Here is a 12,790-nt window from a genome sequence, read left to right as displayed (position 1 = left end):
AGCGGCAAATATTACCGCAGCCCCTAATTCCCACCAAGCCGCGAAACACATGCCCACTATTGGGTCGCAAGCCCCACAAGTCACCGCACAAATGCGCCATCTGGGTGCAGGTTCAATTTTGGTGCGCACTTATTTTGCGCATCGGGCTGGCCCCAGCCGCACGCCCAGCGCCAAAAAAACGGCTAACTCACTGATTTAAAAAAGGAATTCAAGAGTTGGCACCAACCCTGCAAGTACTCCGGTACGAATCGTCCTGGCAAAGAAGGCAGGGGATAGGTCTTCCGAGAGAAGTGCCTGGACGAGCGCGGTGTGTACCGACTCCCAGGTGATGTCCCCACCGCAAAAAAATAATTCAAAACAAGTATTTCACACAGAGAACCAGGAGAACCAACGTGCGATTCCATATGAATAAAAAGATTGCAGCGGTATTTACAGCAAGCGCTCTCGCGTTCGCCATCGGCAGCAGCGCGGCGGTGGCTCAGGAGGCCGGTATCAGTGCCAGCGCCAATCTCGGCGTGGTGAGTGACTACCGCTTCCGCGGTGTTTCCCAGTCTGACACCGGTCCGGCGATTCAGGGCGGCGTGGATCTGGATTTTGGCAACGGCATTTACCTGGGCACTTGGGCCTCGCAGGTGGACTTTGCCTACGGCAGCAACGAAACCGAGTTTGAACAGGACTTCTACGGCGGTTATGCCGGCGAAACCGCGGGCGGCATTGGCTACGACGTAGGTTACATCTACTACGCCTACCACGGCAGCAATCGCGATGAGGACTACCAGGAAGTCTACGGCAGCCTGAGCCTTGGCGACCTGAGCCTGGGCTTCGCCTACTCCGACGATTACTGGTACCAGGCGGGTGAATTCTATTACCTGAATGCCGGCTATTCCTTCAGCCTGGCTAACGACATCGCGCTGGATATCAGTGCTGGTCTGAACCTGTTCGACGAAGAAATTTATGTGAACACAGACTCCTACATCGATTACACCGTTTCGGTCAGCAAGGAGTTTGGCGGCCTGGCATTGTCGGCCTCGCTGGTCGGCACCGATGCCAGTGAAAAGGAGTGCTGGGGTTACGACTGGTGTGAGCCGACGGTTCTGGCTGGCGCAACCTACAGCTGGTAACCGGAAAAACGAACGGGCCCGCTCTTTGGAGTGGGCTTTCATCTTAGGGGGAGACCATGAAACTGGTAACCGCAATTATCAAACCATTCAAGCTCGACGCGGTGCGCGATGCCCTGGCGGAAGCCGGAGTAAAAGGTATCACCGTGAGTGAAGTGAAGGGATTTGGACGGCAGAAAGGGCATACCGAACTCTACCGTGGAGCCGAGTATGTAGTGGATTTTCTGCCCAAAACCATGTTGCAGATCGCCGTTGACGACAGCCAGGTAGACGCTGTGCTGGAAGCCATCGGCAGCGCGGCACAAAGCGGCAAGATCGGCGATGGCAAGATCTTTGTTGCAAACCTTGAGCAGGCAATCCGTATCCGCACCGGTGAAACCGGCACGGAAGCGATCTAACAATCAATAACGATTGCCAAAAAACGATTCTTTGATCAATAGAAATAACTGCCGGGGCAACTCGGGAAAGTTTGGGTTAAACGGAGCGAAAAATGGAAAATCAAATTTTTCAGTTGCAGTACGCAATTGATACATTTTATTTCCTCGTGTGCGGTGCACTGGTCATGTGGATGGCGGCAGGCTTTGCCATGCTGGAAGCGGGCCTGGTGCGTTCCAAGAACACTACGGAAATTCTCACAAAAAACGTGGCGCTATTTGCCATTGCCAGCATCATGTATCTGATCAGCGGTTACGCCATTATGTACGATGGCGGCTGGCTGCTGAACGGCATTGAAGCCTTCGATCTGGAAGGCGTGCTGGCAAGCTCTGCGGAAAACGGTTTCGAAGGCGACTCCGTCTACTCCGGTGCTTCCGACTTCTTCTTCCAGGTGGTGTTTGTGGCGACTGCCATGTCCATCGTCTCCGGTGCGGTTGCCGAGCGCATGAAGCTGTGGAGCTTCCTGCTGTTCGCGGTAGTGATGACCGGTGTTATCTACCCGCTGGAAGGTTCCTGGACCTGGGGCGGCAAAGAAGTGTTCGGCCTGTACAACCTGGGTGACCTGGGCTTCTCCGATTTCGCCGGCTCCGGCATCGTACACATGGCCGGTGCTGCCGCTGCTCTCGCCGGCGTACTGCTGCTGGGTGCGCGTAAAGGCAAATACGGTCCGAATGGCGAGATCTACGCCATCCCCGGTGCCAACCTGCCGCTGGCCACTCTGGGTACCTTCATCCTGTGGATGGGCTGGTTCGGATTTAACGGTGGTTCCGTGCTGAAACTGGGCGACGCCGCGAATGCGCACTCCGTGGCCATGGTATTCCTGAACACCAACGCCGCTGCCGCTGGTGGTGCCGTTGCCGCGCTGATCACCGGCCGCATCCTGTTCGGCAAGGCCGACCTGACCATGCTGCTGAACGGCGCGCTGGCTGGCCTGGTGGCCATCACCGCTGAGCCCTCCACCCCGACCGCCCTGCAGGCTACCCTGTTCGGCGCCATCGGCGGCGTGCTGGTGGTCTTCTCCATCATCACCCTGGACAAGCTGAAGATCGACGACCCCGTTGGCGCCATCTCCGTGCACGGTGTGGTGGGTCTGCTGGGCCTGCTGCTGGTGCCGGTTACCAACGATGGCTCCTCGCTCAGCGGCCAGCTGATCGGTGCCGCCACCATCTTCGCGTGGGTATTCGTCGCCTCCTTAATCGTCTGGTTCGCCCTCAAGCTCATCACCGGTATCCGTGTGACCGAGGAAGAAGAGCAGCAAGGTGTTGACTTGGTCGAGTGCGGAATGGAAGCTTATCCGGAATTTATGAGCAAATAAGCGCTCATAATATCGCTGCCGGGTCTGTGACCAGGCCCGGCAGCAGCAAGAATCTTCCGGCACCGCTTCACTGTTGGGCCGGTGCCCGAAAGAAACAATATCAGGGGATAAGTCAATGAAACTGATTACGGCTGTCGTGAAGCCATTCAAACTGGACGATGTGCGCACCGCGCTGTCTGAGGTTGGCGTACAGGGAATGACCGTGACCGAAGTGAAAGGCTTCGGCCGTCAGAAAGGTCACACCGAGCTGTACCGTGGCGCGGAATACGTGGTGGACTTTCTGCCCAAGGTGAAACTGGAATTGGCGGTGGACGACAGCATGGTCGACAGCGCCGTGGAAGCGATTACCAAGGCGGCCCAGACCGGCAAGATCGGCGACGGCAAAATCTTTATCACTGCGCTCGAAGAAGTCATCCGCATCCGCACCGGTGAAACCGGCAGCGAAGCGGTCTGATCAAAGAACCGCGCAAATCGTTTACCAGCCCTGCATTGCAGGGCTTTTTTGTGCCCGAAAAACGCGTATAGAGAGACCGCCGGCGGCGCGATGTAAAAATAATCGCCCAGAACAAATGTCGTCAAAATTCTGGCGTGCAAATTTGCATAACCAACAGCAATAAATTGCCTTAAAACTGTACAAAAAAACTCTACCGATAATGGGAACCTTTTCTGGCAGGCTGCTGGGACACTGCCTATAACTATTTCGCCGCAGGAATTCTTCTGCCCGCTAGGTTTTATTTGCAGAAATTGCACGGCGCGGCCGCCTGCAGTTTCAGGGTGAGTAAAACGGAAGGGCAATTGCGGATGTATCTGTAAGTAGGAAACCGCGGCAGCAGGGGTATTCCCTCTGTAACAAGGGGTATCAAGTTACAGGGTAATTGACATGAAAGACGACCAATACAGCGTTCGGGCAAAGGACTCCGAGGAATTCGGCGAAGAACGCTCCATCACCTCCCGCCAGCGGGCCCGCAGTGAACTGAGTGCCGAAGTCGAGGCTTTCCTCGCCAGCGGCGGTGCTATCAATGAGATAGCACCGGACATCACCGCGGACCCACCTCGCAAGCCGCAGCCGAAGTACGGCAGCCGGCCCATCTGAGAGTCATGCGTTACGGGTGATACTGGATACCGGCTCCGCCGGTAGGACTGCAACCGCGTCACCCCGGCTCCGGCCGGGGTCCAGTTTGCCACCGGCGGCGTTGCCAGGAATTCGTTTTGCGCACAGCGGCGCCGGGGCCGAATGGTCTCAGCTACGCGCCAGCAGGTCGGGCAGCAGGCGCTCGAGAATCTCGCCGATATAGGACAGGAACAGGGTGCCGAGACTGGAGCGGTAGTGGTTTGGATCGCTGGAACCCACCGCGAGTATGCCGAGCTGGTTGGCGAGCGGCACCACTGCGGCGGAGGCGACGCGCTCGGCGTCACTGCCAAACAGAAAACCTGTCTCGGTGGGGCGCAGGGTGCCGCATACGGTGCGGCCGTTGCGCAGGATGGAGCCGATGGCGGTTTCCGCACTGGCGCGGGAACAGCTGCGCGCATCCCCCAGCTGCTTGCCGGAACCCGGCAGCGGCCCGAACAGGGTGAGCGCGGTCACTTCCACATTGAAATCGTTGCGGAAGCTCTGCAGCAGCGCGCGCGCGGCTTCTGCCACCGTGCGCGCTTCCAGCAATGCCAGAATCAGGCGGCGGCTGTGCATGAACAGCTGATCGTTGTCGCGGGCGTTTTGCAGCAACTGGTCGAGGCGCTGGCGCATCTCGATGTTGCGCTCTCGCAGCAGGTTGGTCTGGTGGGTCATCAGCGACACGGTCTTGCCGGATTCCCGCGGGATCTGGATCGTCTCCAGCAGCTCGAGGTTTTCCGCAAAGAAGCTGGGGTTCTGCATCAGGTAACGCGCCACCTGCCGCGCCAGCAGCTTCTTGTTGCGCTGGTTTTCGCTGTTGGCGGCTTCCTGCTTTTCCAGGTTGGCCTCGACGGCGCTGTCGATCAGGGGGGCGTCGCTGTTCTCGGTCATTGCGGTGTCGTTGCTCGGTCGCTGGTCCGGTGTTCTCTGGATTAAACCTCTATCCGGCTTAAACCACTATCTGTCCGTGATATACCGCGGTCGCGGGTCCGGTCATGGTAACCGGCTCACCGGGGCCGGGCCAGTGGATTGTCAGGGTGCCGCCGGGCAGGGTGATCTCCAGTTCTTCATCCACCAGGCCGCGGATGCGGGCAGAGACCATGGCGGCGCAAGCGCCGGTGCCGCAGGCGCGGGTCTCGCCTACGCCGCGCTCGAATACCCGCAGGCGCGCGTGCCCGCGGTCGATGATCTGCAGAAAGCCCACATTTACGCGGGCGGGAAAGCGTGGATGACACTCAATGGCGGCGCCGAGGCGCTCCACCGGTGCGCTGTCGACATCTTCCACCAGCAGCACTGCGTGAGGATTGCCCATGGACACGGCGCCGACGGTGTAGGTTTCGCCATCCACCTCCAGAGGGTAGGTCTCGGCCTGGATATCGGCCTGGAATGGAATCTTCGCCGGCTCCAGAACCGGCGCGCCCATGTCCACGCTTACCTGATCCGCGCCCTGCACGTTCAGCTGCAGGACACCAGCGGCGGTCTCCACCAGGATCTGCTCCTTGCTGGTGAGGCGGCGCTCGCGCACAAAGCGCGCGAAACAGCGCGCACCGTTGCCGCAGTTTTCCACCTCACTGCCGTCGGCATTGTAGATGCGGTAGCGGAAATCCACGTCCGGGTCTCGCGGGGCCTCCACCAGCAGCAGCTGATCGCAGCCGATACCGGTGTGGCGGTCGGCGATCTGGCGGACCTTGTCCGACGTCAGTTTTACCCGCTGGGTGATGCCGTCGATCATCACGAAATCGTTGCCGAGGCCGTGCATTTTGGTGAACTTGAGCCGCATGCTGTTTCTCATCAGGTCTGGGTCCCGGCCGGCGCCGGGACGACGGGTCGTATGTCATTCCGGCGCAGGCCGGAATCCAGTGTTGCAAGGTGAGCCGGTAAACGCGGCCCGCCATCTCGGTTTACATGGAATCTTTCGCCGGCACCGTGGTTTCGCCGCGCACCAGATCCGCGAGGGTCTCACGCGCGCGCACCAGATAGGTCTTGTCGCCGTCCACCAGCACTTCCGCGGCGCGGGTGCGGGAGTTGTAGTTGGAGCTCATGGTGAAACCGTAGGCGCCGGCAGAGAGCATCGCCAGCAGCTGGCCCTGCGCCAGCGCCAATGGGCGGTGCTTGCCGAGGAAGTCGCCGGTTTCACACACCGGGCCGACGATGTCCCAGCTCTCTGCCTCGCCGTTGGCTGGCGTCACCGCGACGATATCCTGCCACGCCTGGTACAGCGCCGGGCGCAGGTTGTCGTTCATGGCGGCGTCGACAATGGCGAAGTTGTGGCCTTCGGTGCGCTTCAGGTACTCCACCCGGGTCAGCAGTGCGCCGCCATTGGCGGAGATGGAGCGGCCGGGTTCCAGCACCAGTGCCAGGTCGCGCCCGGCGAGTTTCTCTTTTACCGCGCCGAGATAATCGCTGACCTCCGGCGGTTCCTCGCCGCGGTAGCGCACGCCGAGGCCGCCACCGAGATCCAGGTGTTTGAGCGCGGTGCCGTCTTCCGCCAGCTCATCGATCAGCGCCAGCAATCGGTCGAGGGCATCAAGGAAGGGGGCGAGGTCGGTGAGCTGGGAGCCGATGTGGCAGTCCACGCCCACGGCGTTCAGGTTTGCAGAGGCGGCCACCTTGCGGTAGACATCGCGGGCGCGTTCGATGGCGATGCCGAATTTGTTTTCCTTGAGGCCGGTGGAAATGTAGGGGTGGGTCTTGGCGTCCACATCCGGGTTTACCCGCAGGGAGACCGGGGCCACCAGTCCCAACTCGCCGGCCACCGCGTCGAGGCGCTCGAGCTCCGCTTCCGATTCCACGTTGAAGCAGTGCACGCCCACTTCCAGTGCGCGGCGCATTTCCGCGGCGGTTTTGCCGACGCCGGAGAACACGACCTTTCTTGGGTCGCCGCCGGCCATCAGCACGCGCTCCAGCTCGCCGGCGGAGACGATGTCGAAACCCGCGCCCAACTGCGCCAGCACAGACAGGACGCCGAGGTTGCTATTGGCCTTGATGGCGTAGCAGATCAGGCCCGGGTGATCGCCGAGGGCGTCGGCATAGGCCTTGTACTGGCGCTCGAAGTGGGCGCGGCTGTAGACGTAGGTGGGGGTGCCGAACTGCTCGGCGATCTGCTCGAGGCTGACGCCCTCGGCCCACAGGCTTCCCTGCTGGTAGTGGAATTCACTCATTTGGTTACTGCTTCTGCTTCCGTGTGTTGCTCGGACGGTGGTTGACTCTGGTCTTTGCTCTCGTCTTTTCGCGCACCGGCTGGCTGGCCGTGGCTGTGGGTTCCGTTCGCAGCGGGCGCGGCCGGGTCTTGGGGCAGATAGAGCGGGCCCTTCTGGCCGCAACCACCCAGCAGGGTCGTGAGGGAGGCCATGACGATCAGAGGGAACAGCCGTGTGCGCATTCGAAATACCTACCGCATCCGCGGGACGAGAAGACTGGAAAAGCCTGCTAGTATAGCGACCCCTTGGTATGAACAACACCGTAACAGAAGTAACCGGATCATGAGCCAGCCCGCTTCCCAGGCCGCCTACAATGCCGCCATCGAACAGACCCTGATTGCGATCGAGGATGCGCTCGACAATTGTGATGTGGATATGGATTACGAGCGCGCGGATGCGGTACTCACCATTACCCTGGAAGACAGCGGTACCCAGGTGATTCTGTCGCGCCAGAGTGCGGTGCAGGAACTGTGGGTGGCGGCGCGCTCCGGGGGCTATCACCTCAAATTCGAGAATCCCGGTTGGAAGTGCACCACCACCGGTGAAGACCTGCCGACCCTGCTGGATCGTGTACTGACCGAACAGCAGGGTGAAGCCGTTTCCCTCGGCCTTTGATTGATTGCACCCTGTAGGAGCCTGCCTGCAGGCGAAGGGGGGAGCTCTGTAGTTGGTTTGGTGGCGGCGCCGCTACCGGGTAAGCCTTTGTGAGACACGCCGTGCACCCATCCCTGGGGGCTCTGCACCGCCATCCATGGCGGTGAAGGTCTCACAAAGGCTTACCCGGCATCGACACCTTCGCGAAAACTATTGTGGTCCCATCCTAATTTTCTGAAGGGAATTTGGTTTTCACATAAGGCCCAATCACCTCAATCTTCTCCACCCACAGCGCGCCGCGATAATCCGCCGGTAAAAAATCCAGCTCTCGCGGTTGGTAGATCCCGTGCATACCGCGCCCGCGACCTGCGAAATCCAGCTCCATCACCAGCGATCCCGCGTCATCCATGCGCTGCATAAAGCGGTCCGGCCAGCCCCACAGTGCCCACTGCCAGGTGTTCGGCGCAACCACGGCGCCGTTGCGGCAGGCTTCCGGCACGTAGCCGGTCCAGCCCAGCATGATGTAGCGATAGGTGCACTGCTGGACGCTCTCGCGGCTGAAGACCCAGGCGTCCGAACGCAGTTCGCGGATTCTCGCCATCACTTTTTCGTTGCCATACACCCGCAGCGGGCCCTGAGTGGGCAAGTTGTGCTTGCGCAGGTATTTGTGCAGCAGGTGGGCTTCCTTCACGCGACCGCTTTTGATGTTGATCAGGAATTGCTTGTCGGGGAATGCCCGGAATACCTCTTCGAGTGTCGGCATCAGTCCCACGCCCTTGCCGCGAAACGGATAGGTTTCGCCGTTGTCCGGGGTGTAGCCGTGGCCGATGTCCAGGGTTTTCAGGTAGCTCATGGGATGGTCGCGGGTGGTGCCGGTGCCTTCGGTGCGGCAGTCGAGGGTCCAGTCATGAAACACGGCGAACTCGCCATCGGTGGTGGGGTGCACGTCGATCTCTACAATATCTGCCCCGTAGTCGAACGCCGCTTGCATGGAGGCGAGGGTGTTTTCCAGATAGTCGTGCTCGGGCGCGTAAACGCGGATTGCGGTGCAGTCGTCGCGGCCGAGATTGTCTTTGCTGTATGTCTGGTAGACACCGCGGTGGGCGATCAGGGTGAGTTTGCCGCTGGGTTTTTCGGCGAGCCACGAGGCGTTGCTGAGGTAGACGGCGATGGCGAAAGCGGCAGTGCCGAGCAACAGGTATTTGCGCATGGGGGCTTCTCTCCTTGTGATCGCGGAGAGTCTAGCGGGTCACGCACGTGGGAAAGTGGCGCCGGGCGGGATGAATTGTGGCGAATAATGACGAGAGGGGGGAATACACCTTGTAGGAGCCTGCTTGCAGGCGAACAGCGGCTTTATCGCAAGCAGCCATATGGGGCAACCCGACCCGGCCATCCCTGGCCGGGCGCCCGTGAGAGCAGCGAGCAGTGCTCGCGCCACGCTCTCACGGGCCCTACAAGGAAATTACGGATCAGCGTGCGCCGAGCAGTTTGCGCGCGCGCGCACAGGCCGCGCGCACCTGGTTCGGCGCGGTGCCGCCGATGTGGTCGCGGGCGGCGACGGAGCCTTCGAGGGTGAGCACGTCAAACACATCCTCGCCGATCGCGGAGGAGAACTGCTGCAGCTGCGCCAGGCTCAGCTCGGCCAGATCGCAGTTCTGTTCGATGGCAAACGCCACGGAATGGCCGACGATCTCGTGGGCATCGCGGAAGGCGACGCCCTTGCGCACCAGGTAGTCGGCAAGATCGGTAGCGGTGGAGAAACCCTTGCCGGCGGCGGCGTACATATTCTCCTTTTTCGGCTTCAGCGCCGGCGCCATATCCGCGAAGGCGCGCAGGCAGTCGAGCACGGTGTCGGCGGCGTCGAACAGCGGTTCCTTGTCTTCCTGATTGTCCTTGTTATAGGCCAGCGGCTGGCTCTTCATCAGCGTGAGCAGCGCGATCAGGTGGCCGTTGACGCGGCCGGTCTTGCCGCGCACCAGTTCCGGCACGTCCGGATTTTTCTTCTGCGGCATGATGGAGGAACCGGTGCAGAAGCGGTCGGGCAGGTCGATGAAATCGAATTGGCTGGAGGTCCACAGCACCAGCTCCTCACTGGCGCGGGACAGGTGCGTCATCAGCAGCGCGGAGAAGGCGCAGAATTCGATGGCGAAGTCGCGGTCGCTGACGGAGTCCAGGGAGTTCTCGGTGGGCGCGTCGAAGCCCAGCAGCTCGGCGGTGCGGGCGCGGTTGATCGGGTAGCTGGTGCCGGCCAGCGCCGCCGCGCCCAGCGGCGAGCGGTTGACGCGCTTGCGGCAGTCCATGAGGCGCTCGTAGTCGCGGGTCAGCATCTCGTTCCAGGCCAGCAGGTGATGGCCGAAGGTGACCGGCTGCGCACTCTGCAAGTGGGTGAAGCCGGGCATGATGGTGTCGGCATTCTGCTCGGCGAGATCCACCAGGCCGGTTTGCAGGCGGGTCAGTTCGGAAGCGATCTGGTCGATGCGGTTGCGCAGCCACAGGCGGATGTCCGTGGCCACCTGGTCGTTGCGCGAGCGGCCGGTGTGCAGCTTCTTGCCGGTAGCGCCGATGCGCTGGGTGAGTCGGGATTCGATGTTCATATGCACATCTTCGAGCTCCACCGACCAGGGGAATTCGCCGGCCTTGATCTCCTCGGCAATGGCGTTGAGGCCGCCGGCGATCTGCTGGAATTCGTCCGCGGTGAGCACACCCACTTCCGACAGCATCTGCGCGTGGGCCAGAGAACCCTGGATATCCTCAAGGCCCATGCGCTGGTCGAACATCACCGAGGCGGTGAAGCGCTCCACGAAGGCGTCGGTGGCCTCGCTGAAGCGGCCGCCCCAGAGCTTCGCTGCAGGGTTCTGTGCACTGTTTGCGGAGGAATTGTCGTTACTCATGCTGCCTCTGGTGTGTGTGGATTGGGATGTCGACCCGGTGGTAGAACTGCGCGTTTGATGGCGGTATCTTCACCGTCTCAGAGCGAGCCCAAAATAAAGATAAGGTGTTATGACATCATCCCGGCCCGCGCAAGCGGCGGGCATTATAGCGCAGCAAGTTCACGAAATTGCCCCTGCAGGCAAAGATTCTGCGTGCCCGGAATCCTCCAGCCCCCCGCATTTCCTCCCCGATCTGTGCGGCGTGACCGGTGTGGCCTCTCTCGTCCTGATGGGCGAGCTGTTGGCGCTGGTGCTGGTACTGGCCACCGACGGGCTCCACCCGTTCAACTGGCAGCGCCTGGGGCTGGTGTCTCTCACCGTGCAGTGGGTGATCCTGCCCGCGGCCGCCATCCTGTGCCGGTTGCGCCCGCGTCTCGCGCGTCTCTCCCACAAGGTCGCCGCCGCGCTCAGCTATTCCACCGTGCTCGCGGTATTGCTGGCGGTGCTGCTGGCGCAGCACTGGTGGGTAGCGGATATGGAGGGGAGGGCGATCGATGACTGGGGCCTGCTGGCCAACTTCCTCGTCGGCGCGATATGTGCGGGTGTGGTGCTGCGCTATGCGTATGTGCAACAGCAGCTGCACAACCAGCAGCAGGCGGAACTGGGCGCGCGTATCGAGGCACTGCAGTCGCGTATTCGCCCGCACTTCCTGTTCAACAGCATGAACAGTCTCGCCAGCCTCATCGCAGTGGACGCGCCGCGTGCGGAAAAGCTGGTGGAAGATCTGGCCGCACTGTTTCGCGCGTCACTCGCGGACTCAAAGCTGGTTCCTCTGGAGCAGGAAGTTGCGCTGGCCCGGCGCTATCTCGAAATTGAGTCCCTGCGTCTTGGAGACCGTCTGCAACAGGAGTGGCAGATTGATGAGATGCCGGCGCAGGCGCAGCTGCCCTCCATGCTGCTGCAGCCACTGTTGGAAAATGCGGTACTGCACGGCGTGGCCCGTCTGCGCCACGGTGGCAAAATAGAAATTGCGATTCGCCAGAATCATGTCGGTCGTCAAAATGTCATTGGCAGCAGCGCGCGCGAGCTGCTATTGTCGATTCATAATCCTATTGCAGTTTCCGAATCAAAACCTGAGACGGAAAACACTCCCGGTGTGAGCACCGGCAACGGCATGGCGATGGAAAATGTTCGCCAGCGTCTCAGTGCGTTTTACGGCGACCGCTTCCGCTTCAGTGCGGAAGCGCGCGACGGGGAACACGGTAAAGAGTACCGCGTGGAATTGCGGCTGCCGCTGAGCACTACGCCTTCCACGACGAACGCCAGAATAACTGAGCCAGCAACCACTCCAGCAATGAAAGAGGTGGCCCGATGAGCGCCGCTGAAAGCCCGCTGGGGGTGCTGATCGTCGACGACGAACCGCTGGCGCGGGCCAGACTGGCCCGACAGTTGCAGACTATTGATGGTTGCCAACTGCTGGGAGAAGCTGCCGATGGGGAAAGCGCGTTACAACAGCTGGATTCACTCGACCCGGACCTGTTGTTACTGGATATCGAAATGCCCGGAGAAAACGGGCTCCAACTCGCCGCACAGATCACCGCCCGCCCCAATCCACCCGCGATCATTTTCTGCACCGCCCACGACGAGTTTGCGCTCCCTGCCTTTGCGGTTGCTCCATCGGGTTACCTGCTCAAGCCCGTCAGTGTGGAGCAACTGGCACAGGCGATTGCCCAGGCGCGAAGACTGAGCAAACCGCAGCGCCAGGCACTGCATACGCACACGCCGCAATCAGAGCCGCCACCCGCCAGCGGCCGCCGCCAGATCAAGGCGGTAAGTCGCCGCGGCGTACAGTTATTGGACGTGGACGACATCCGCTGCTTTATTGCCGAAGATAAATACGTGATCGCCCACCACAGCGGTGGTGAGACACTGCTGGACGAATCTCTTAAAGAGCTGGAAGCGGAATTCGGCGAGCGCTTTGTACGGGTGCACCGCAACGCGATAGTGGCTCAGGATTACATCACCGGCCTGCAAAAAACCAGCGACGGTTATCGGGTGAGCTTGCGCGGTGTTCCGCTGGAGCCGGCGGTGTCCCGACGCCTTCTGGGGCGCATCAAATCACTGCTGTCGGAAATGGCCTGAGGTTG

Annotated in this window: 14 protein-coding genes; 8 read left to right on the top strand and 6 right to left on the bottom strand. The window is 61.0% G+C overall.

Annotated elements, in window-relative coordinates; all coding sequences use genetic code 11:
• Positions 1–404: 404 nt before the first annotated feature.
• The 5 genes from FDY93_RS17830 to FDY93_RS17810 all read left to right on the top strand — a co-directional run bounded on the left by FDY93_RS17830 (position 405) and on the right by FDY93_RS17810 (position 3,961).
• Entirely contained in the window at positions 405–1,121 is a 717-nt protein-coding gene (locus FDY93_RS17830) for a TorF family putative porin (RefSeq protein ID WP_138237109.1), read from the top strand.
• Positions 1,122–1,177: 56 nt separating this feature from the next.
• Positions 1,178–1,516 (top strand): P-II family nitrogen regulator, encoded by a 339-nt coding sequence (locus tag FDY93_RS17825; protein WP_138237108.1) that lies wholly within the window; start codon positions 1,178–1,180, stop codon positions 1,514–1,516.
• A 92-nt stretch (positions 1,517–1,608) separates the two neighbouring features.
• Positions 1,609–2,868, top strand: coding sequence for an ammonium transporter (locus tag FDY93_RS17820; RefSeq protein WP_138237107.1), 1,260 nt, complete (start codon positions 1,609–1,611; stop codon positions 2,866–2,868).
• A 115-nt stretch (positions 2,869–2,983) separates the two neighbouring features.
• The gene (locus FDY93_RS17815) at positions 2,984–3,322 is read left to right on the top strand and encodes a P-II family nitrogen regulator (RefSeq protein ID WP_043319767.1); all 339 of its coding nucleotides are present in this window, start codon (positions 2,984–2,986) and stop codon (positions 3,320–3,322) included.
• A gap of 426 nt (positions 3,323–3,748) precedes the next feature.
• The gene (locus FDY93_RS17810; protein WP_138237106.1) at positions 3,749–3,961 is read left to right on the top strand and encodes a hypothetical protein; all 213 of its coding nucleotides are present in this window, start codon (positions 3,749–3,751) and stop codon (positions 3,959–3,961) included.
• Positions 3,962–4,108: 147 nt separating this feature from the next.
• On the opposite strand, the gene FDY93_RS17805 is transcribed toward FDY93_RS17810, so the two are convergent.
• From FDY93_RS17805 to lptM, 4 genes are all read right to left on the bottom strand, one after another.
• Positions 4,109–4,870: a DUF484 family protein gene (locus FDY93_RS17805; protein WP_138237105.1), complete on the bottom strand. Its 762-nt coding sequence runs from the start codon at positions 4,868–4,870 to the stop codon at positions 4,109–4,111.
• A gap of 58 nt (positions 4,871–4,928) precedes the next feature.
• Positions 4,929–5,759 carry a diaminopimelate epimerase gene (dapF, locus tag FDY93_RS17800; RefSeq protein WP_138237163.1) on the bottom strand — a complete coding sequence of 277 codons (831 nt, stop codon included), beginning with the start codon at positions 5,757–5,759 and terminating at the stop codon, positions 4,929–4,931.
• A gap of 121 nt (positions 5,760–5,880) precedes the next feature.
• Positions 5,881–7,140, bottom strand: coding sequence for a diaminopimelate decarboxylase (lysA, locus tag FDY93_RS17795; protein WP_138237104.1), 1,260 nt, complete (start codon positions 7,138–7,140; stop codon positions 5,881–5,883).
• The gene (gene lptM / locus FDY93_RS17790) at positions 7,137–7,361 is read right to left on the bottom strand and encodes an LPS translocon maturation chaperone LptM (RefSeq protein WP_138237103.1); all 225 of its coding nucleotides are present in this window, start codon (positions 7,359–7,361) and stop codon (positions 7,137–7,139) included. Before lptM ends, lysA begins: the two co-directional genes overlap by 4 nt.
• A gap of 100 nt (positions 7,362–7,461) precedes the next feature.
• Here lptM and cyaY point away from each other — a divergent pair, with 100 nt between their 5' ends.
• Positions 7,462–7,794 (top strand): iron donor protein CyaY, encoded by a 333-nt coding sequence (gene cyaY / locus FDY93_RS17785; RefSeq protein ID WP_138237102.1) that lies wholly within the window; start codon positions 7,462–7,464, stop codon positions 7,792–7,794.
• A gap of 205 nt (positions 7,795–7,999) precedes the next feature.
• On the opposite strand, the gene FDY93_RS17780 is transcribed toward cyaY, so the two are convergent.
• Together FDY93_RS17780 and argH are read right to left on the bottom strand one after the other, a co-directional pair.
• On the bottom strand, positions 8,000–8,983 hold the full coding sequence (locus FDY93_RS17780) for a glycerophosphodiester phosphodiesterase family protein (RefSeq protein WP_138237101.1): 984 nt from the start codon (positions 8,981–8,983) through the stop codon (positions 8,000–8,002).
• Between the two features lie 259 nt (positions 8,984–9,242).
• Positions 9,243–10,664, bottom strand: a complete 1,422-nt coding sequence (argH, locus tag FDY93_RS17775) for an argininosuccinate lyase (protein WP_138237100.1) — start codon at positions 10,662–10,664, stop codon at positions 9,243–9,245.
• Between the two features lie 109 nt (positions 10,665–10,773).
• Here argH and FDY93_RS17770 point away from each other — a divergent pair, with 109 nt between their 5' ends.
• Positions 10,774–12,018, top strand: coding sequence for a sensor histidine kinase (locus FDY93_RS17770; RefSeq protein WP_138237099.1), 1,245 nt, complete (start codon positions 10,774–10,776; stop codon positions 12,016–12,018).
• Positions 12,015–12,785, top strand: coding sequence for a LytR/AlgR family response regulator transcription factor (locus tag FDY93_RS17765; protein WP_138237098.1), 771 nt, complete (start codon positions 12,015–12,017; stop codon positions 12,783–12,785). The genes FDY93_RS17770 and FDY93_RS17765 overlap by 4 nt, the downstream gene beginning before the upstream one ends.
• Positions 12,786–12,790: the final 5 nt, after the last annotated feature.

The organism is Microbulbifer harenosus, from assembly GCF_005771435.1.
Taxonomy (GTDB): domain Bacteria; phylum Pseudomonadota; class Gammaproteobacteria; order Pseudomonadales; family Cellvibrionaceae; genus Microbulbifer; species Microbulbifer harenosus.
The sequence above is the reverse complement of the archived record's forward strand: the minus strand, read 5'-3'. Positions and strand labels throughout refer to the sequence as shown.